This window comes from uncultured Lactobacillus sp. (assembly GCF_944327175.1).
Taxonomy (GTDB): domain Bacteria; phylum Bacillota; class Bacilli; order Lactobacillales; family Lactobacillaceae; genus Lactobacillus.
Window position 1 is genome coordinate 1 of record NZ_CALVGT010000015.1, and the last position, 20,244, is coordinate 20,244.

General features: G+C 47.5%; 18 protein-coding genes and 1 pseudogene. 9 read left to right on the top strand and 10 right to left on the bottom strand.

From position 1 onward, the window contains the following. Positions 1–113: IS3 family transposase (locus Q0J41_RS02135; RefSeq protein WP_231520992.1), on the top strand; the 113-nt coding region annotated here is incomplete at its 5' end. 60 nt (positions 114–173) lie between these two features. On the opposite strand, the gene Q0J41_RS02140 is transcribed toward Q0J41_RS02135, so the two are convergent. From Q0J41_RS02140 to Q0J41_RS02150, 3 genes are read right to left on the bottom strand one after another with little or no spacing between them, the layout of a single operon-like run. Continuing rightward, the gene (locus tag Q0J41_RS02140; protein ID WP_296225551.1) at positions 174–1,931 is read right to left on the bottom strand and encodes an ABC transporter ATP-binding protein; all 1,758 of its coding nucleotides are present in this window, start codon (positions 1,929–1,931) and stop codon (positions 174–176) included. Then, positions 1,931–3,658 (bottom strand): ABC transporter ATP-binding protein, encoded by a 1,728-nt coding sequence (locus tag Q0J41_RS02145; protein ID WP_296225553.1) that lies wholly within the window; start codon positions 3,656–3,658, stop codon positions 1,931–1,933. The genes Q0J41_RS02140 and Q0J41_RS02145 overlap by 1 nt, the downstream gene beginning before the upstream one ends. Continuing rightward, positions 3,655–4,119 (bottom strand): helix-turn-helix domain-containing protein, encoded by a 465-nt coding sequence (locus tag Q0J41_RS02150; RefSeq protein WP_296225555.1) that lies wholly within the window; start codon positions 4,117–4,119, stop codon positions 3,655–3,657. The genes Q0J41_RS02145 and Q0J41_RS02150 overlap by 4 nt, the downstream gene beginning before the upstream one ends. A 187-nt stretch (positions 4,120–4,306) precedes the next feature. Between Q0J41_RS02150 and Q0J41_RS02155 the strand changes: the two genes are divergently transcribed. Continuing rightward, positions 4,307–5,257 carry a 2-hydroxyacid dehydrogenase gene (locus tag Q0J41_RS02155; protein ID WP_296225558.1) on the top strand — a complete coding sequence of 317 codons (951 nt, stop codon included), beginning with the start codon at positions 4,307–4,309 and terminating at the stop codon, positions 5,255–5,257. Between the two features lie 226 nt (positions 5,258–5,483). After that, entirely contained in the window at positions 5,484–5,579 is a 96-nt protein-coding gene (locus Q0J41_RS02160; RefSeq protein ID WP_366937235.1) for an IS3 family transposase, read from the top strand. 78 nt (positions 5,580–5,657) lie between these two features. On the opposite strand, the gene pgeF is transcribed toward Q0J41_RS02160, so the two are convergent. Further along, complete coding sequence (pgeF, locus tag Q0J41_RS02165) at positions 5,658–6,416, bottom strand: peptidoglycan editing factor PgeF (RefSeq protein ID WP_296225560.1); 759 nt, start codon at positions 6,414–6,416, stop codon at positions 5,658–5,660. Between the two features lie 9 nt (positions 6,417–6,425). Next, a complete protein-coding gene (locus tag Q0J41_RS02170; protein WP_296225587.1) occupies positions 6,426–7,448 on the bottom strand; it encodes a Gfo/Idh/MocA family oxidoreductase in 1,023 nt (340 codons plus the stop codon). Positions 7,449–7,612: 164 nt separating this feature from the next. On the opposite strand from Q0J41_RS02170, the gene Q0J41_RS02175 reads away from it, so the two are divergent. From Q0J41_RS02175 to Q0J41_RS02195, 5 genes are all read left to right on the top strand, one after another. Further along, on the top strand, positions 7,613–8,632 hold the full coding sequence (locus tag Q0J41_RS02175) for an alpha-hydroxy-acid oxidizing protein (protein WP_296225562.1): 1,020 nt from the start codon (positions 7,613–7,615) through the stop codon (positions 8,630–8,632). 227 nt (positions 8,633–8,859) lie between these two features. Beyond that, on the top strand, positions 8,860–9,141 hold the full coding sequence (locus Q0J41_RS02180) for a hypothetical protein (RefSeq protein ID WP_296225564.1): 282 nt from the start codon (positions 8,860–8,862) through the stop codon (positions 9,139–9,141). 41 nt (positions 9,142–9,182) lie between these two features. Continuing rightward, complete coding sequence (locus Q0J41_RS02185) at positions 9,183–9,836, top strand: DUF3232 domain-containing protein (RefSeq protein ID WP_296225566.1); 654 nt, start codon at positions 9,183–9,185, stop codon at positions 9,834–9,836. A gap of 307 nt (positions 9,837–10,143) precedes the next feature. Next, on the top strand, positions 10,144–10,473 hold the full coding sequence (locus Q0J41_RS02190; protein WP_296225567.1) for a hypothetical protein: 330 nt from the start codon (positions 10,144–10,146) through the stop codon (positions 10,471–10,473). Positions 10,474–10,533: 60 nt separating this feature from the next. Next, the gene (locus Q0J41_RS02195) at positions 10,534–10,722 is read left to right on the top strand and encodes a hypothetical protein (protein ID WP_296225570.1); all 189 of its coding nucleotides are present in this window, start codon (positions 10,534–10,536) and stop codon (positions 10,720–10,722) included. Positions 10,723–10,826: 104 nt separating this feature from the next. Here Q0J41_RS02195 and Q0J41_RS02200 read toward each other — a convergent pair whose 3' ends face one another. The 5 genes from Q0J41_RS02200 to tnpA form a co-directional block, all read right to left on the bottom strand. After that, positions 10,827–14,579, bottom strand: coding sequence for an SbcC/MukB-like Walker B domain-containing protein (locus Q0J41_RS02200; protein WP_296225572.1), 3,753 nt, complete (start codon positions 14,577–14,579; stop codon positions 10,827–10,829). Next, complete coding sequence (locus tag Q0J41_RS02205; RefSeq protein ID WP_296225574.1) at positions 14,566–15,537, bottom strand: hypothetical protein; 972 nt, start codon at positions 15,535–15,537, stop codon at positions 14,566–14,568. Before Q0J41_RS02205 ends, Q0J41_RS02200 begins: the two co-directional genes overlap by 14 nt. Continuing rightward, positions 15,525–17,045: a hypothetical protein gene (locus Q0J41_RS02210; RefSeq protein ID WP_296225577.1), complete on the bottom strand. Its 1,521-nt coding sequence runs from the start codon at positions 17,043–17,045 to the stop codon at positions 15,525–15,527. Before Q0J41_RS02210 ends, Q0J41_RS02205 begins: the two co-directional genes overlap by 13 nt. After that, positions 17,032–18,096, bottom strand: coding sequence for a DUF2399 domain-containing protein (locus Q0J41_RS02215; RefSeq protein ID WP_296225579.1), 1,065 nt, complete (start codon positions 18,094–18,096; stop codon positions 17,032–17,034). The genes Q0J41_RS02210 and Q0J41_RS02215 overlap by 14 nt, the downstream gene beginning before the upstream one ends. An 80-nt stretch (positions 18,097–18,176) precedes the next feature. Next, a complete protein-coding gene (gene tnpA / locus Q0J41_RS02220; protein ID WP_296225582.1) occupies positions 18,177–18,632 on the bottom strand; it encodes an IS200/IS605 family transposase in 456 nt (151 codons plus the stop codon). 191 nt (positions 18,633–18,823) lie between these two features. Between tnpA and Q0J41_RS02225 the strand changes: the two are divergent. Next, positions 18,824–20,125, top strand: a pseudogene (locus tag Q0J41_RS02225) (RNA-guided endonuclease TnpB family protein). Positions 20,126–20,244 lie beyond the last annotated feature (119 nt).

Sequence of the window (20,244 nt, forward strand, 5' to 3'; positions counted from 1 at the left end):
AAGCTATTCACAAATACATCGATTACTACAACAACGTAAGAATCAAGACAGGACGAAAAAACATGACCCCGATTGAATATCGGAATCATGTTTTAACAACCTTAACGGCTTAATACTAATTTGTCCCAATTTCGGGGGTCATATCATGACAGGTGTCCTTTTGCATTTATCTCTTACTCAAAAGCCATCTGGCTGGTGTAGAGCTTGTAGTAGAAGCCGCGCTTCTTGATCAAGTCGGCATGTGGTCCTTCTTCAATGACCTGGCCGTCCTTTAATACGACAATCTTGTCTGAGTTCAAAATCGTCTTCAAACGGTGGGCAATCACGAAGCTGGTCCGGCCAGCAATCACGTTGTCCATGGCCTTTTGGATTTTTTCTTCCGTAACTGTGTCGACGTTGCTGGTTGCTTCGTCCAGGATCAAGAAGGCCGGGTCGACCAGAATGGTTCTGGCAATTGACAAAAGCTGCTTTTGCCCGGTAGAGAAGTTTGCCTGTCCATTCTCAATCGGCGTGTCATACTGCTCTGGCAGGGTCATGACAAAGTCATGCAGCTGGGCCTCCTTAGCCGCGGCAATAACTTCATCCATAGTAGCATCCGGCTTGCCGTAGCGGATGTTGTCAGCTACGGTCCCAGAGAAGAGGACGGAATCCTGCAAAACAATCCCGACATTGCTTCTGAGACTTTCCAACTTAAGGTCCCGGACGTCTGTACCGTCAAAAGTCACGGCCCCGCTGTTTACGTCATAGAAACGGTTGATCAAATTCATGATCGTCGTCTTACCCGACCCGGTCGGGCCAACAACAGCGACAGACTGACCCTTAGGCACCTCAATTGATACCCCGTGCAGGATTTCCTTATCTGGAGTGTAGCCAAAGTGCACATCTTCCAGGCGGACAGCGTCATTTACGCCGGAGATAGTCTTGCCGTCTGGCATCGTGTTTTCTTCTTCCTGCTCTTCAACCGTCTCAAGCCGGCGGGCACCGGTCAAGGCGAGCTGCAGCATGGAGTAGATGGAAGTTACCTGGGTCAGCGGCTGGAAGTAAGTCCAGGAGTATTCAGTGAAAGTCACGATCAAGCCCAGACCAGCTGCCTGGCTGACTTGCTTAGTCATGATCATGTAAGCACCAGTGGCGATTACAATCGCGAAGTTCAAGAGGGAGAAACCGCTAACTAAGGGGTTAAGGATACCTGAGTAGAATTGTCCCTTAAACATGGCCTCTCGCACCTTGGCGTTTTCCTTTTTAAAGCCGGCAACTGACTGTTCTCTGAGGCCCTGGGTGATGATCACGTTTTCCCCGTTAAGCTGTTCGTTAATGTAGGCGTTAAGCTCACCAACCAGGTCTTGCTGATTATCAAGGTAGACGCGGGCTTTTTTCATAATGATCCAGCTCAAAAGCAAGATCAAAGGAGTAGTAGCCACCACGCTAATGGCCAGCTTCCAGTTGATGACGAACATAACAATGATCGTTCCCACGAAAAGGAGGGACTGGGAGATGATTTCGAAAAAGGCGTTATTTAAAGCATTGAAGATGTTGTCCAGGTCACTGTTGAACAAGGATAGGATCTGCCCGTCCTGGTGAGTGTCAAAATACCGGATGGTCATCCGCTGCAGTTTACCGAAAAGGCCCTTGCGCATGTCGTTGTTGGCATTGGCATTAAAGCGGGTCATCAGCATCCAGGCGATGTAGGTGGCAATGGAGTTAAAGGCGTAGAAGCCGGCCATCCAGGCTAAGGCCTGGTAAAAGACGCCAAGACTGCCCTCGCCCTTAACAAAAGCCGACAAGTCCGTAACCGCCTGGCCTAAAAGGGCTGGGGCGATGACCTGGGCGATGGTCGCAATCAGATAGAAGGCAACTGAAATTAAGATCGGCTTTTTATAGTTCTTTAGGTATTTCGTCAAATATGTAAAAGACTTTTGCTTGTCTGACATTAAAGTTCCTCCTTTCTTTCCTTGGCTTTCTGGGTTTGGTAGATTTCCTGGTAAACCGGGGAAGTCTTGAGCAGTTCCTCGTGGGTCCCTTCAGCAACCAGGCGGCCGTTGTCGAGGACCAGGATCTTGTCCGCGTGCATGACAGAGACGATCTTTTCCGCGATCATGATCGTGGTCGTGTCTGGCAGCTGCTTTTCCAGGGCTTCCTGGACCAGCTTTTCGCTTTCCGCGTCCAGAGCGGAAGTTGAGTCATCCAGAATTAAAATCGGGCTGCCGGCAATGATCCCCCGGGCGATGGACAGGCGCTGCTTTTGCCCGCCGGAGAAGTTGGCACTTCTTTCTTCAACTTCGTGGTCGAAAGTTTCATCGTAGCGCTGGATGAATTCGCTGGCCTGAGCCATTTGCGCTGCCCGCTCCAGTTCATATGGAGTGGCATCCTTTTTCCCTTGCCGGAGGTTGTCAGCAATGGTCCCTGAGAAGAGGACAGCCTTTTGCAGGACGTAGGAAACAGTCTTTCTGAGGGCATTTTCATTAACCTGGCGGAGGTTGCTGCCGCCAATCTTGATCTTCCCAGTAGTTGGGTCATAGAGACGGGCGATCAGCTGGGCCAGGGTAGACTTACCAGACCCGGTTGCCCCGACGATGCCGACCATTTGACCTGGTGCAACATCAAAGGAGATATGCTTTAAAACTGGCTGCTGGCCGTCTGGGTAGGTGAAGGAGACGTCATCAAATTCAATTGAGCCGCCCAAGGCGTCTTCCGGGGCTTTTTCATTGAAGACGACATCTGGCTGAGTGTCCATGATTTCCTGGATCCGCCGCAAGGAGACGTTACCCCGGGAAATCTGCATGACGGCCATGCCGACGAGCAGGATGGCAAAGAGCATGGTTAAGACATAGTTGACGTATGGGGTGATGACAGAAACGTCTTGGGGATGCTGGAGAATGCTGGTCCCGATCAAGTAGACCACCAAGCTGATGACCAGGTAGGAGATCAGCTGGGCGCCAGGCAGGATGGTGGAGAACCAGTAGCCGACCTTGATGTTGACTTCGTTTAATTCGTCAGAATCCTTGTTTAATTTAGCAATTTCTTGGGGACTTTGGTTGAAGGATTTTACTACCCGGACTCCTTGCAAAAATTCCCCGGTCCGGCCGGAGATTTTGTCCATGTACATTTGGAACTTGTCGAACATGGCGGTCATTTGCTTAACTGCCACAACGCCCAGACCCATGATCAAGGCCAGGAGGACGACAACCGCCCACCAGTAGCGGGGGATGGTGACGATGGCTATGATGATTGACCCGATGAGGATCAAAGGCATCCGGATCAGCTGCATGAAGATGGTCATGATCATGTTCATGATCTGCTGCATGTCGTTGATCAAGCGGACGCTGAGGGATTCAGAGGAGAATTGCTGCACATTGGCCAGAGAGAAAGTCTGGATCTTGGCATAGGTGTCTTCTCTGAGGTCGCTGACCACGCCCTGGGTGATCCGGGCGGCATAGTAAACATTGAGGACCCCGGTAATGATTCCCAAAAGGCCCAGGCCAATCAAAATCGCGGTGTCCCGGATGACGGCCTGCTGCTGGTCAGCCAGCAGTTCATTTTGCACCTGCTGGAGCAGGCGGGGCTGGTAGAGGGTGGCAAAAGCTGAAAAGACGATGGTGATCAAAGTCAGGAAAACGTCTTTTTTATATCGCTTGAAGTAAGGCAAGAGAATTTTCATTTTTTCTGTTTTTCCTCCTTTAAGTTAGCTATTTCCTCACTGAGAAGATCGGTCCACTCATTCAGGATTTGGCAGGCTAAGGCGGCCCGGTCAAAGCCCAGCTTGTCGATCACCTTTTTCTCGATAGCCAGGATTTCACCTTCTTTTTCCCGGGCATAGGCAAGACCAGACTTAGTCAAGGAGCAGTACTTGACCCGCTTGTCCTGGCAGTCGGAAGTGATTTCCAGGTAGCCCTGCTCACTAAGCTTGTGGATCCCCTTGCTGATGGACTGCTTGGGGATGCCACTACGGTAGATGAGCTCTTTTTGCGACAAACAAGGGTGGGTCAAGAGTTCATAAAGAATGATGCTCTCATACTGGGTGATCCCCATGAGCTTGTCGTACTGGTCATATGCGTAATTAGCCCTGACGCTGGCCAGGGTAGTTAATTCTGAAATGCTTTCGTGGGTTGATAGATTCATAAAAAAGTCTCCTCATGGACAATGATTAGATTTTAGTCTCTGTGTAGACTAATGTCAAGAAAATTACTTCAAAAATAGTAAAGTAATTTCTATTCTTGGCAAAGAAACGATAAAAATGCGATAATGGTTTTGGTGTAGGCGCTTTCTCGTCTATGTGTTTGTAAGGTAAAAAGCAAGGAGACAAGAAATGAAGATTGTATTGCTGGAGCCGCTTGGCATTGAGAAGGAGAGCTTGAACAAGCTGGCAGAACAATTGACCAAGCAGGGACATGAATTTATGGCTTATGACAGCTTTTCAACGGATACTGAAGAATTAAAGAAGCGGAGTGAGGGCGCGGATGCCTTGATTATCGCCAACCACCCCTTGCCAGGTGAAGTGATCCTGGCGGATGAAAATTTGAAATTTATATCCGTTGCCTTTGTCGGGATTGATCATGTTGACCTGGAAGCCTGCAAGGAGAGAAAGATTAAGATTTCTAACACCGGCGGCTACTGCAATGATGCGGTGGCGGAATTGGCGATTGGTTTGACTTTGGATTGCCTCAGAAATATCAGTGCCGGCAATGAGGCTGTGCAAGCTGGTGAGGGCAAGGGCGGCCTGCAGGGACATGAACTGGCAGGCAAAACTGTTGAGATTGTTGGTACTGGAGCGATTGGCTGCCGGACAGCAGAGATTTTTAAAGCCTTTGGCTGCAAGCTGATCGGCTATAGCCGCAGTCAAAAGGCAGCCGCCCTTGACCTGGGCCTGGAATACAAGTCACTGGATGAAGTGATGAGGGAGGCGGATATTGTTTCCATTCATACACCGCTGACTCCGGAAACTAAGGGCTTGATCGGTAAAAAAGAGATCGGCGAGATGAAGGAAGGAGCAATTCTGATCAATACGGCCAGAGGTCCGGTCGTAGATACTGAAGCTTTGACTGCAGCATTAAAAAAAGGACGGATTAAGGCAGGTCTTGATGTGTTTGACCAGGATCCGCCACTGCCAGCGGATCATCCACTCATCGGAGTTCCGAATTTGGTCTGCAGCCCGCACGTTGGTTTTGATACAAGAGAATCAATTGACAGAAGAGCTGAGATGGCTTTTGAAAATGTGACTGCCTGGCTTGCCGGCCAGCAGATCCGGACCATGTTGTAAGATAAATAGATAAAGCGGCCAGTAGCTGGTAAGATGATATGACCCCCGAAATTAGGACACTAATTTCGGGGGTTATTTTCATGACTAAATACACTAAAGAAATCAAACTTGCCACCTACCACGAATGGGTAGACGATCACAGAAGAGGCACCTACCTTAGCCGGAAATATGGGATGGGGCGTAGAGGAATCTAGTATTTGGTGGACTTGATTCAAAAACATAATACATCGATTACTACAACAACGTAAGAATCAAGACAGGACGAAAAAACATGATCCCGATTGAATATCGGAATCATGTTTTAACAACCTTAACGGCATAATACTAATTGTCCCAATTTTGGGGGTCACATCAGCTGCAGGTCTTTTTTCTACTCTAAGTCAAGTGATACTAACGATTTTTATTTCATGCGGATAATAGAAATGTTCCGATAGGGTGACCTGTTCTTCCGGTAGGAGAAGAACAGGTCATCGTGTTCAGTCGTGCAATACGGTGACACTTCAATATTTTCATCAGGTACCCCCAAGTTCAGGAGCTGCTGCTTGATCAGGCCCTTGGAGTCAAGGAGATAGTGGGTAGTGTCTTTTTTGAAATAAAAACTGGAGGTGTCAAAGGACATCTGCTTGACCAGGTCGATGATGTCGTCCATGGCTTCGAAATTCCGCTGCTCTAAACTAGGCCCGATGTAGGCGTGGAAGTAGCGGGGATCACAATTTTCCTGGTCAATCAGGTATTTAGTGGTCTTGCCCACGATTTCTTGTACGGTGCCCCGCCAGCCGGAGTGGATGGCGCTGATTAGCTCTTCACGCTCATGGTAAAGGAGAACCGGGCAGCAGTCGGCATGGAAAGTGAGGAGAGTCAGGCTCTTGTCTCGGGTGTAGGTGGCGTCAACGGCGTCCAGCTTCTTGGACACGGCCCGCATCCCTTCGCCGCCATCAGCCAGGGTGACCTGTTTCAAAACGTCGGTGTGCTTTTGGTTGGGTGCTACCATGTGGTCTAGATCGGTGCCCAGATACTCAGCTAATTTTTCCCGGTTGGCAATGACTGCGGCTTCTTGCCCAGGGATGAAGCCCATGTTAAAAATTTTCCCGTCCTCATAGGCCGGAACGGTGTAGCCTTCTACTTTTTCATTATTGTAAGACCATGGAAGAAGTTTCATTGATGCCTCCTAATGGCACTGCTTGATGCCAGTTTCCAAAATTTCCAGTTGTTTCAACGTCTCCTCCGGCTTGACTAGAGGAGCTGCGCCGCTCACGATTGAGTCATAAACGGCCTCGTAGTAGCGGGAGTAGTCGCCGTTGACCGTCTTAATCAGGTCTTCCACGTACTCGTCATGCTCATTATAGTAGTAGGCCGTACCATAGTCGCGCTCACGGTCAAGGCCAAAGTCGGGGTGGTCTGGCGTTGGTAGGTAGAAGCGCTTCAGGTCGTATTCTTGCCGGTCTTCAGTGGTTTTCACGAACATGCCCTTAGTGCCGTAGACGGTAATTTTTGGCCGAGGCTTGATTCGCATGTAAGAAGAGGAAACGTTGACCTTGAGAGGCGCATCGTAGTAGAGGTCGATGTCAAAATAGTCGTTCATCCGGCCAGATCCCAGCAGTTGCTTGACTTCCGCGTGGTAGTCATGCGGAATGCCGAAGTAGCTGATGGCCTGGTCCAGGGTGTGGCAGGCGTGCTGGTACAAGAATGAGCCGAAGGGGTCAAATTTGCCAGCATCAACCACGTCTTTGCGGTAATAGTCGTAGTGCATCTCGACTTCGTAAATGTCACCTATGCGGCCAGATTCAATCACAGCTTGAGCAGTTAAGAAGTCGGAGTCAAAGCGGCGGTTTTGGATGCACATGCAAAGAAGACCTTTTTCCTTAGCTAGGTCAAAAAGCTCCTCAGCTTGTGCCCGGCTTTCGGTAAAAGGCTTTTCGCAGACAACATTTTTGCCAGCCAGGAGCGTCTTTTTCGTATATTCATAGTGGAGGACGGGCAGGGAAATTACGACTAAGTCGATGTCCGGATCTTGGAGGACGTCATCGATGTTTTCGGTGTAGACGGCGCCAGGGATCTGCTCCCACTTGACGTGGGAAAGGTTCCGGGCCCAGATGGTCTTGATGTGGAATTTGTCAGTTAATTTAGCAATGAAGGGGCCCTGGTAGCGGTGGGTGCTTTTGCCCGCGCCTAAAAAGCCGACTTGCAGGATTTGTTTGGTCATATTGTTACCTCGTGTGTTAGTTAGGTTGTATGTCTATCTTACCATTTTCCATATCTCAACACAGGTTATACAGTCTCCTTGATCCTTTTTCTTACGTCATTTCCTCAAAATGCCGTATACTACTAGTAACGAAACAGAAGGAGAGAACAACAATGACCGATGTAGCCACTGGCGCCACCGATGCCGCGAGCGCCGCATCCCTGATGGCCAAGCCTGAACCACAGAAAAAAACTAATAGCCCTTGGCCGGGCCCGCCGGGGATGATTCCTGTGACCAGCGGCCAGGCCGATGACGCCAACGTCCACGCCCGCGCCTACCTGGACAGCTTACTGGTCGAGATGCGAATCATCGATGCTGTCGAACCTGATTTGACCACGGAGATTTTTGGCAAAAAGTATACCTCGCCCATAACCCTCGCTGCGGTCTCCCACCTGAATAAGGTTCTGCCCGACAAGACTCGCAAGCCCATGCAGGAAAAAGTCCAAGCTGCCAAAAAGCTTGGCATTCTCAACTGGATCGGGATGGAACCTGACGACGAGTATACCGAAATCGTCGAAGACGCCGGCCCAACTGTCCGCATCATCAAGCCTTTTGCCGACCATGAGCGGATCTATCAAGAGATCAAGACGGCGGAGCGCCTTGGCGCGGTTGCTGTCGGGATCGACATTGACCACGTGCCGGGGCCCGATGGCCACTATGACGTGGTCGACGGCATCCCGCTTGGCCCAATCACGGCCGCCGACCTGGCGGAGTACGCTGCCCAAACCGATCTGCCTTTTATCGCAAAAGGCGTTTTGTCCATCCGGGATGCCCTGAAGGCCCAAGAGGCGGGCTGTGGCGGGATCGTTGTTTCCCACCACCATGGCCGGTTGCCGTTTGGCGTCCCGCCGCTAGCAGTTTTGCCGGAAATCCGGGATGCCTTGAAGGGCAGCGGGATGACCATATTTGCTGACGGATCACTCATGTCTGGCTATGATGCTTACAAGGCTCTAGCTTTGGGCGCTGATGCGGTTTTGATAGGCCGCGCAATTTTGCCAGAACTTTTGCAAGATGGCAGCAAGGGCGTTGAGAAAAAATTCGCCCAGCTGACCGCCCAGCTCCGCGAAATGATGATGTACACGGGCGTGTCCGACACTAGCTCTTTTGACTCAACCGTTTTGCGGAAGGTGTAATATTAATTGTTGTCACACCAAGCAATTTGTTTGCTTGGTGTTTTTTTCTGAAAGATATATTCCTAGTTGAAATCCTCAATAGAAAGATATAAGTCGCTCTTGAGCAGAGCAAGAATATTGCCAAATTAGAAAAGTTTTTCAATATTTCAGCCAGTACGCGCTGGGATCTAGACATGATTGATGAAGCTTACTAGTCGGGCGAAATTGAGTTTCCAATTCAAGCACGAATGATGCAAGAAGAAGTGTTATCAACGAGTGGATATGCTCCAAAGGATTTAAGATTGCTAAACTTGCTAACAAGACGGGATAAAGGAGAATTTGGGCAAATCCACTCAATTTTAATCTTTTACCAGTATAATAAGGTGTGTGAGCGTCTAATTAAGATGATTCAGCCAGTACGGCTTGATTTGCTGATTCATACCGTTAACGGCCATTCTAAGGATACAGAGCAAAAACCGCATGATGAAAGCACACACTTAGTACAACACGAAGCTACGGTGAAGGCTTAGACTGGCAATGGAGCAACACAAAAAAGTAAGGAGAAATTAATATGACATATAAACTGACCGAGATCCAAAAACTTGATTTGAAAATTCGCTTGAACAAGTTAAACAGTAAGATAAAGAGCCTATCGACTGACGAAGAGTGGGCTAATAACCGCAAGCAAATTGGCGAGGTACTCTACCAACTTAATTTAGTCGAAGATCCAACTGATATGAATGAAGTTGAAAAAGCGAATTTAGACTATATTAGAAAGCGGACGAAATCCATTATTCAGAATAGCGGGCGAAAACCAATGGCTGCATACTTTATCAATCAAAAGGCATTAGACGAATTAGGTAACTTAGTTGACGAGGAAGACGAAAACTTTTACTCTGACTTTCATGACATGTTGGTTAATGATATGATCAAATACGCAACAATTGTAAGAGATTTCGATTTAAAATTAGCTAAAGCCAAAGAAGCTAATGATGCGAATTACTACCGAGAAGAATATGCCAGACTTGATAGTGCTAGACGGCGCCAACATGATGCAGTAATTGCAAATCTTGCGGTCGCAAATAGAACCAACAAGTCGGAAGGCATAGAGCCGGTAGTAGATGTTGGCGATGGCAGATCAGTCCATGATGTGCATCGTACTGATATTGGCAATGCAGTTATATCATGGCTGGCAGAAACCAACCTTCAAGATGCCCAAGTGTAAAATTAGATGGAAAAGAATGTAGACGTTGCCTATGATTATAATCACGCGTTAAAACTTAATACATTTCCGCTGATTCAAGGCGAGTACAGACGGTAGCTAATAACTTATCTCCGTTAAAAGGAGTCAAAATAAAAGCGGCCAGTAGCTGGATAGTATCCAGTTGCTGGCCGTTTTTTCGTATAAAAAATATCCTTCATCCCGTCCAAAATGAACTAGACTGAAGAAGATTCGGTGTTATGATGAAGTTAGAAATACTGATAGCGGATGCAGAGAAGCGGGCAAAATTGCAATCTGAGGAGGCAGCGAGATGAAGCAGGAAAATACCCGCGACCCCAAGAAAATGAGCAGCTACTTCTGGTATGAAGCGCCAATTTTTGTGGTCGTTACTATTTCAGGCTTGATCTACAACATCGGCATGGTGGCTGGACCATACTTTCAAGGGCAGCTGCAGCTCTTGATGATTGCCCGCAGTGTTATCTGTGACCCGCAGATCTCGCTTGATGAAATGACCGCATCCCTGGACAAGGAAACCGAAGCCAAAGTACTCAAGGCAATCGGTGCTGCTAGCAGCGGGCGGACAGTTTTGTCCATCTCCCACCGCTCCGGGGCTCACGATGGCCGGATCATCAAACTGTAACGGGAATATGCTACAATTAGTCGGAAGAAGCAGATAAAGAATAAACGCGGAGGTGAGGGAATGGCTGATTTTGCCAAGCTAACAGAGCTGAAGAATAAAATTGACACTTACCGGCCGAAGTTTTTCAAGGCAGTGTCTGTTATGATGGTGATTGTGGCTATCTTGGCAGTAGTTCAGCTTGTCTTTCCAGGGCAGTCAGCTTATGCAAGGTACAGCAGGCAATCATTAACATTATCTGGGCAGTTTTAACTGTACTTTATCAAAAGCAACAGCTTCAGATGAAGAAGCACGCTTAGTTTAAGCTAAATGCCAAAAAGGCATGACTCCGTTAAATCGGAATCATGCCTTATTTTTTAACGATTTTTTCTAACGATACTCTGTTCTACAGAGATAAAGTGATTCTTACCGTCAACCGTGTGGTCAATCAAGGTGAAGTATGTCGTTTCCTTGCTGTTTTCTGGTACCGCAAGGCGGGCATTGTAGCCAGTAGCAATAAAATTGTCCGCGATATCGTAGATGTTCCTCAGTAGCAGCTCTTGCTGTTCATCATCGATACCAGAGAATGACTCGTCCATCAAGATGATCTTCGGAGCATGTGGATTGCTCATCTTCTTTTCGTCCAGTTCCAAGACGATCAAAAGTGGTTCAAGGATCGCCCGGCTTCTTTGCCCTTCAGAGAAGGCGTTAAGCTTACGGTCAGTCATCTTTTCCAGGGCGTCACCAGCATGCCGGCGGAAGCTGATGTTGAATCTGTACCATTTCTTATAGTCAAATTCCTCATAGAAGTGGTCAACCAGTTCATCCCTGGTCATTTCATTGTTATTGTCCTTGATATAAGTCCAGAAGCGGTCCATCAAGAGGGTAACCGCATTCTGGCTTTCCGGACTGTCAATTGAAGTGTTCCCAAAAGCTGCCAGGTAGTCCTTTCTGTAGTCAGGAATTTCACTGAAGCTGGTGTAGAAGGAGATATGACTTGTTTGTTCTTTTTCCTTCAAGGACTTGCTGATCTGCTTTGTTAAAGTCGTAGCTTCAGCTGTCGCCTGGCGGATCTTTTGGAGAATCGTCGAGTTGTTAAGGTAGCGGGCCAGACGCTGAACCTCATCGTCTGCAGATGCCTGGAAAGATTCAAGCTGCTGGCGGATATCGTCATAGAGCTTGCTGAGCTCTAACTCCTGGTCACCGTAGTAGTAGTGGACCACTGCAATTTCATGAACCAAGTTTTGGACTTGAACAAGCAGGTAGTCGCTAAGCTCAATGTCTTCAAATTCCAACCGCTTGCTGTTGTCGACCCGGTAGTCTGTTTCACCGTTAATGCTGTTAACGGCAATCATAGCCAGGTTAGCTTTACTTTGGTTGCTTGCCTTGACTTGCTCGCTGTTCCAGTCGTTAGGGGAGGCATCCTTGACCTTCTCAGTTAAATTCAGTTTTTCCAAGAGATCAGTTACTGCTGCATACTCATGATTCAAATCTTCATAGGCTGCCTGCTTTTCTGGCAAACGATCCTGGTAATCAGTAAGATGATTGTTTTCTCGCTCCAACTTGAATTCGATTTCGTTAAGTTGCTTTTCAAGCTCCTTGAGCAGTTGGTCCAGTTCTTCCTTTCTAGCCAGCTGCTTTTTAGTTTCCGGGTCATTCTGGATTTCTTCCAGCTGCTTTTCAAGCGTTTCAATCCGCGCTTTAATTTCAGTCAACCGGTCTTGCTTGTCCTGGACCTGCTTTGTCTTTTCAGATAATTCAGCCCGCGCTTGCTTGATCCGGCTTTCGGCACTAGTCAGCCGGTCCTTTTGCTTAAGCAGGTCATTTTCTTGCATAATCCGCTGGACTTGCTTGTCCTGGTATTTGTCCCAGGCCAGGCAGTAGCCTGCAAATTCCTTGCTGTCAGCTGGCAGGTCTGGGCAGAGCTCGCTAGTAAATTGTTCTTTTTGCCGGTGGAAGTCGGCCAACTGTACTTGCAGCTTTTCTTGATTCTTTAAGCGTTTGTCTTGTTCAGCAAGGGCATTATTATAAGTGATTTGTGCTTCGGTGACCTTGTCACTCTTTGGGAAAGTAGCAGGATCTGCTTGTTTAAACAGCTCTTGATAGCTGGCCAGCTTGTCTGCTAGTTCCTCTAAGCGCTGTTTAACTTGATTGATTTCTTCCGTCAGCAGGGCAATCTGTCTTTCTCGTTCTTTTTGCCGGTTGCTTTCACCGATATGGGTGATCGCTGTGCCTTTCTCGCTGTGCACCTTGACACTGGCATAACTGATATGACCGTCTTTAACCGCAATCGTTTGTAAAAAGTCGTTGACCCGGTCGTCTTGACTGACTAAGTAGTCGGCAAGGGTTGGGAGATCCTTCGTACTTTCCTTGTTTACATTTGTAGTAAAACCATCAGCTTCCAAGCCCGTCTTGATCTCCTGGCCATCAAAGAGGGCGTAGAGGAGGTTAGAGTACCTTAAGTCGCTTTCCAGTTGCAACTGAAGGTCACTCGGCACACCTTCTTTAAAGTCAACCAGCTCAAAGAGTTGCTTGCCGTCCTTGAAATCTGCGGTCGTTTCCGGCTTTGGCTGTTCTTGCAGCTTTTCCAAGTCAGAGTTCAGTTGCTTTAACTGGATCTTTTCAAGCCGAATGTCATTTTTGGTTTCAGCGATGGCTTCTTGGTACTGACCTCGGGCAATTTCCAGCAGATGCCTTCTGTCTTCATAAACGTCAAGGTCAAATTCTGCCACTTGATCAAAACTGATCTCTCTTTCCTTGAGCCAGGCACTGGTTTCTTGATCGAGTTCAGCCAGGGCAGAGGCAATGTTGTCCGTGTAGACGGTCTCGTCAAAAGTATTTATCGCTTGATTTATAAGGTCCAACCTGGCAACCAGTTCCTGGTTTTGCTTGGCCAATTTATCCAGTTTTTCCAAGAGCAGCTTTTGCTTCTTTAGTAGTTCCTTTGCCTCTGGGTACTTTTCTTCAAAATCAGCTTGAACTTGATACTTGGCAAGTTCTGTTTTGGTCGTTGCCAATCGGCCTTCAAGGATAACGAGAGCGTTCTTCTCTTTTCTTGCATCCTCGGTATATGCAAGCAGCCGCTCTTCTGCATTTTTGCGGTCCTTTTGGGCTGCTTCAAAATCTCTTTCCCGGTTGTTTCTTTCCTCTTTAGTTTGAGCGATTTTCCGTGACAGCTGGTCAAGATTCTTAGCATCAATCACGGTCTGCAGAGCTTGCCGCTCACCTTCCTTAGCCTTTAAATCTTGGCTGACACTTGCCTGGTCACTCTCAAGTTTTGTGATCTTTTCCTCAGTTTCCGCAAGAATTGTCTTTAATTTCTCAAACTGCACCTGCTTCTTGTCCAGCTCAGTTTTAGCCTTACCGTAGAAGTTCTGGATCTGAGCCAGAGTTGGCTTGTTGGTCAAAGTTTCCCATTCTTCAGTCTTGGCCAAGGCGTTATTCAACTTGTCCAGTTCAGCCTTTTTCTTTTCTTCTTCAACCATAGCCAGGGCATTGTCGATAAAGTTTTCAACCGTTGCCCGGTCCGCGTAGTGGCTGAGATTTGGCAGGGCAGTCTTTAAGGCACTGTCCAATTCAGCCGTGCTGCCAGTTTGCTTTAGCGGTGGCTTTTCAAAAGCGGCCAGGTGCTCAAAGTACTCCTGCATCTCACTTTGTGAGGCAAAGCCAAAGAAGAGCTGGTTGATGGCATTCTGGTAGTCAGCCTGGGTCTCATAGCGGCGTTCAACGTAGGACTTGACGGCTCCCCGGAATTCCGGCCAGCTGGTCGAGTAGGGGAGGTCATCACCTTTGACGCCTTGCTTTAAGACATAGTAATAGTGGTTAGTGTTTGAACCATCGGCCGACTTGCTGTAGGCTAAAAGCAGAGTCTGAAGCAAATCATCGGCCTTAAATTCGGCCCAGGCAAAGCCAGCTTCACCAGCCTTGATGTAGTAGTCAAGACTCCGCTTGTTGTCAACAACCCGCATGCTGCCTAAGAAGATCGTTGGGAAAAGGGAAAGCATGGTCGCGGTCTTCCCGGACCCGTTTTCCCCGTTAAATACAATCGACTGGGTATTGGCGTCAAAAGTCTGATTTCTGTAGTTGAAATAGTTATAGAAGCCAAAGCGGTTTAGCTTATAATTCGTCATCAGTCATTTCCTCATCTTTTACGATTAATCCGGTTAAAGAAGTGGTGAACCAGGTATCTTGTTCTTTAGAAAGCAGGCCATAATAGGTCAGTTCATTTAGGAGTTCACTTACTTTCATTTTCAAGCCAGTTGCTTTCTGTGACCCGGTCATGGTTTTATAACTGCCCGTCTGCTTGGCCAGGTTTACCAATTCAGACAGCTGGAAGCGGCTCTGTCCGCTGTCATTGATCAATTGAACCAGTTCAACGGCCATGGCATCCAGTTTGCTTTGCACCGTGTTAGGGAAATCCAACTGGGAGTAGTTGAGCAGGATAAAGTAGTCGTCAACGTTGACCAGGCGCAGGCCTTGCCTTGTTTCATGGTTAAAAAAGGGTTCAAAAGAATTTTGCAGGTAGTTGTACTCATTTTTGCCCATGTTTTCCTTGCGGAAGAAGCCGTTTAACAGGAGTTCTTGCCGGGTAAGATCGTTACCAGTCTGCATCCCTTTTTCCAGGTCAATTGGATCTTGCGGCTTGGCTTGCTTGGTCAAGACGTACAGGGAGTCCTTGTCATCCTGGTCCCGGAGCTCAATAATCCCGTCCTTTTCCAGCTTGGCGATGACCGGCTTCAAATACTTAGTTAATTCAACTGATCCGGATTCTGAAAGATCTTCCTTATCTTTAATGTAAGCCACGATGTCCTGGTAGAGGATGGTCATGCCTACTTGCAGACTGGACAATCTGGCTAAAGTCTCATAGTAGACCCGGTATAAGAGAGGATCCGCCTGGACCCGCTTGTCAGCTTCAATGCCAACTGGCCGGGTCTTGGAGTAAGCCCGCAGATGCAAGTCTTGGTCCAAGACCAAATTGAACTTGTCTTTCAAGTATTTGCTGATCGCCAAGCGGTTTTGACGGATATAAGCGGTTGTCTTGCCGGCCAGAAGATTCGGCATGACCTGGCTCCAGTCTATTTCTGCCATCTGCTTTTAACCTCCAGTCTGCAGTTGCATAAAATCAAACTCTGTTTTGGTGATTTGATAGTCATGTTTTCCGTTTGGAATTGCTTGATCAAAAGATAGTCGCCAATCGTAGCGCTGGCACTTAACAAGTCACCATCAGCTGAGAAGCGGTAGTCAAAATGGCTTTGCCCCAGCAGCTTTTGCAAAAAGGCAAACTCTTCATCAGTCAAATTAGTTAATGGTTTATTGATCAGATTTTGTCCAAGCTGGGCTTGCTTAGCTTTTTCTACTGCGTGCCGCTCTTGTTCGGCTGCTAGTTCATCCTTCTCCTGGTCAGTCAGTTCCATGGACCGGGCCAGCTTCACTTCAGCCCGCTTGCGTTCTTTTGGCGTAAAGTTGTAGTGGATCTTTTCATCATCTAGGTTGTAATTAGCATGTTTGGACATGAACCAGTGGTGGTAGACTGGCGTGCCCTCATATTGATCAAAAAGGAGGGCCATTTCCTGGGCCGTCATGCCAGCTTGAAAGCTCTGCGCTTGCGCTAAAAAGCGTTCAGCCCGCTCCTTGCTGACCTGGATTTCCCGGTTTTGGGAGATAAGGTAGATCAAGGCAAAGATCATGTCTCTCAAGCGGTCTAAAAGGCTGGCGTAGAGGCCACTACCATCCCGTTCGCTTTGGGCAATGTCCGCGATATTGCCGGCCATGATTTTGGACAATTCATCGCTGCTTTTGTTAGCGTTGAAGGCCAGCAGTTCATCGGCCAAGGGCTGGTAGAAGAGCTTGGGACCAATCTTTGTTTGGCTTTCCTCTAAGGCGAAAATTGCTTCCAGGACTTCTGGAATTTTGCTTTCAACCTTATCGAGCACTTCCTTGACTACGTCCTGCAGCTTAAACAACTCCTGGTTCAAATCGCCAGTGGTGTTTGCATCAGTCTCCAAGCGGAATACCTGCATGTTGAGATCATGGATGTTGGTCGCAAAGCTGTCGATCCGGTTCTTCAGCCTGTTGTAGATCCCGTTGTTGTAGCCAAAAGACAAGTCATAAAGGGAGATCCCGTCTTTAAAAAGATGCTGTTGCAATTCCAGATTCTCTGGGTCCGTCAGCAAGCCCTCAAGACTTTCCTTTAATTCTCGTAAATTCTTGATCAGTTCGTCAGTTTCCGTCATAGACAGGGATTCTCTGATCTGCTTTTGCAGGTTGGCGATCTTGTCAAAAGCCTGGAAGAGCTCCATGCTTTCACTAGTCAAGGCATAAGCCGTGGTCTGCATAGCTTCCTTCATCGACCGGGCTTTAGCCTGGTTGGTTAAGGGGATCGACTTTAAGTTCTTGCTTTCAGACAGCTTCTTAAGGATTTTAGTGACTTCGTCATAGTCAGCTGAAAGCTGTTCGCTAAGCTGGAGGGGAGTATATTCTCCCATAGGGTGGCTGTTTAAATAGATGATTATGTCCCGGGCCAGGCCAGGAGTGGACATGGCTTTTAAAAATCCGTCTGCTTGGGACATGAAGCTCTGGTTGTCATAAAAATTCATGGATGGCCTCTTCAAAAATAACGCGTTTTTTCTTTTGGATCTCAGTCAATACTTCCTGCAAATCTGGATTTTCTACTTCCTTGATCTGCTTGTCTTTTGCCGGTGGGACACTGGCTTTATAGTGCTCTTTGTAGGTCTTCAAATCCATGTTAAGAAGGTGAATTTCTGGAAATTCTAATAAAAGATTGTCCGCGATCTTGATCCCGCTTTGGTCCAAATCGCCCGAATAGTAGAGCTGGCAGGAATTTGCAAGCAGGCGCTTGATCAGCCTTTTCGTGGCAAAATTGACCTGTCCGCCCGTGCAGACGAAGGCCCGGTCTGGAAACTTGCTAGCCAGTGCGGTAGTTACGCCAGAATTTTCATGCAGGTAGACCTTGATCTTTTCCGGTAAAACAATTTTGTCAATATCCGGCAGGGCAATGATGTCGTAGGTTAAGGGAGTGTCCAGTAGATTGGCGGTCATCGCGAAATTGTAGAGCTGGTCGGGATAGACATTGAAGTCTTCTAAAGTTGCTTCTTCGCCTAGCTGGGCTTGGATGATCTTTTCTAAAAGCCCGCGGCCCCGTCTACCCCGGTCAAAGGCATGGGGATCGCCGAGCACTTGCAAGGCAAAAGTAGGAAGCAAGACTCCTTCAACTGGTTTCTCCCAGGCCTTTGCCATTTTTTGATAAAAGGGAAGGTCGCTGATGATCTGTTTCTCTGAGAAATTTTTGGCAAGGAAAGTAGCGTAAGCTGGAGCTATGTCTTCTTTGAACTTGTCTAGTTTAACCTGGTCAGCACTAGCCTTTTGCTTGCGGTTATCCTTTTTAGAGAGTAGGGGGCCGTATTTGTCTTCCAGTTCATGATAAACTTCAGATGGGCTCTTGCCATATTGCTTGAAAATCTGGTAGCAGGGGATGCTGTAATTGCCGTCTTTATCAAGCTTGGCCTTAGTCAACAAGCCAAGGTCGAGTAGGTCAGCTTTTGTCAATGTAACCCGCCAATTTTTAAGCTGCTGGTCTTCGCCTTTTTCAAGATAGAGGTCTCTAGTCAGAGCATGCCAATCAATCACGATTTTCGTCTCTTTTCCTTCTAACTAGTTCAGTTTAATGATTTTGTCAATGGCCGGCAAGCCCGAAAGTCCACCTATTTTTAATGGGTGGATGGATAGGGCTTGCCGGCCTTTTTTGCGTTATAGACCTGATCATTGATGTATCTTTCCACGGTATCCTTCGACATGTTTCCAACGGTTCCAATATAGTAGCTTGATGACCACAAGTGACCGCCCCAACATTTCTTTTCTCTAATATCCGGATGATCGCGCAGATACATATATCCGGTAGATCCTTTGAGAGCTTTGACCACATCGCTGATAGATTTTGACGGCCTGAAAGATATCATGGCATGAACGTGTTCCGGCATGACCTCCAGCTTCTCAACTTGGATATCGTTCCTAGCTGCCACAGTAAGAATAAGCTCCTTCATTTCATCTGCTAGTTCTTTAGTCGTAAATATTTGATTGCGGTACTTGGTGCACCAGATCAGATGATAATGGCAGTTGTAAACGTAGCGCTGAGCGTATACTGCATCTTTGATTTTATTATCCATTGCGATCCTCTCTTTCTTCGGTGAATCATGATATTAAGCCACTTGATGATAGCCCATTGAATAGCGGATTATGTTATAATTATAGCACAAGAATCGAGGTGAGAAAGATGACTAAAAAGAAGAAAAAAGTGGTTGCCAAAGTCAAAAAGACCGACGAGACAAAAGATGAAAAGCCGAAGCGTAAGACCCTAATGATCCCAATGTCAGAGCTGCCATACCATCTTGGCCTCAAGATGCGGATCTATCCAAACAATGAGCAAAAACGGCTGATTGCCATCAACAGCGGCATCAGCCGATCCGTCTACAACAAGCTGATTGCCATCAATTCTGAGCTGAACCAACTCAAGAAAGTCAACGTCTATGTTAAGCAGGTAGCTGACAGGATCGAGGCACTTAAAGAGCGCAAAAGCAAGCTTTCCAAGTACTACTTCTACATGGATTCAGAAGATGTGGATAGCTTGACTATTGCTCAAGCAAAGCGCTGCTATGGGGTGGCATGGAACATGTATCACAAGGTCCATTCATCAGGCCGCCCAAAATATCACAAGAAGGGAGTCAACGATGGCTATCAGACTTCTTGCATCTACAAAAGCGAGGACAAGAAGATCGAAAACTGTACTCCATTTTCAGGCTCGGTGTGCTTCCTGGACATGAAGCACGTCAAGCTTCCAAAGCTTGGCAGAATCAGAATCAGCGGCTCAAGCTACCGCAAGGTTCTTGCCCACAATCCCAACTTTCGAATTGGAACGGCCACCATCAAATATGATGCCTCTGGCTTCTATCTGTCACTTCAAATCGGCGACGTCATTCCATTCAAGGCGCAAAAGGCAAAGATGGGCAAGAAGACAGGAATCGATCTCAATCTTGACAATTTTCTGACTGATTCAGACGGCACGGTAGTGGACAATCCGCGCTACTACCGCAAATCCTTAAAGCGGCTGAAAAAACTTCAAAGACGGGCATCAAGAAGACAGAATCGTGCCAAAAAGGAAGGCCGGAAACTTTGGCAAAGCAAAAACTATCAGAAGGCCCGCAAACAGGCGTCTCGTCTTCAAAGACGGGTTCGCAATCAAAGAGAGGACTTCCTTCAAAAGCTCAGCACTGCATACATCAATAACCACGACGTAGTAGTGCTTGAGGATTTGAGAGGGAAAAATCTGACGAAGAATCATGCCTTGGCAATGTCAATTTCAGACGCGGGCTAGACCAGCTTTCAGAGAATGCTTGAATACAAGGCAGGCCTTTACGGCAAGACCTACATTGAGATCGACAAGCGCAACACAACCCAGCGGTGTCATGCCTGTGGCTCTATCATGGGCCACAACGGCCATGAGAAGCTGACCCTAAAGGACCGGGAATGGGACTGCCCAATGTGCGGAGCGCACCATATCCGCGACTACAATGCCGCGCTGAACATCTTGGAGAAAGGCATTGCCAAGCTCTCGGATCAGGAATACAAAATAATTCCGTACGATTCGGAAGCTACAAGCTAAAGCAATCATACAGCCCTTAGTAGAAAGAATGAGCCCCAGGCAACCCGAGGCTCAATAATATAAGTTTGGTAATTGGATGATCCCTGCACCCGCAAATCATCTCTATCTGACTAGTGTGA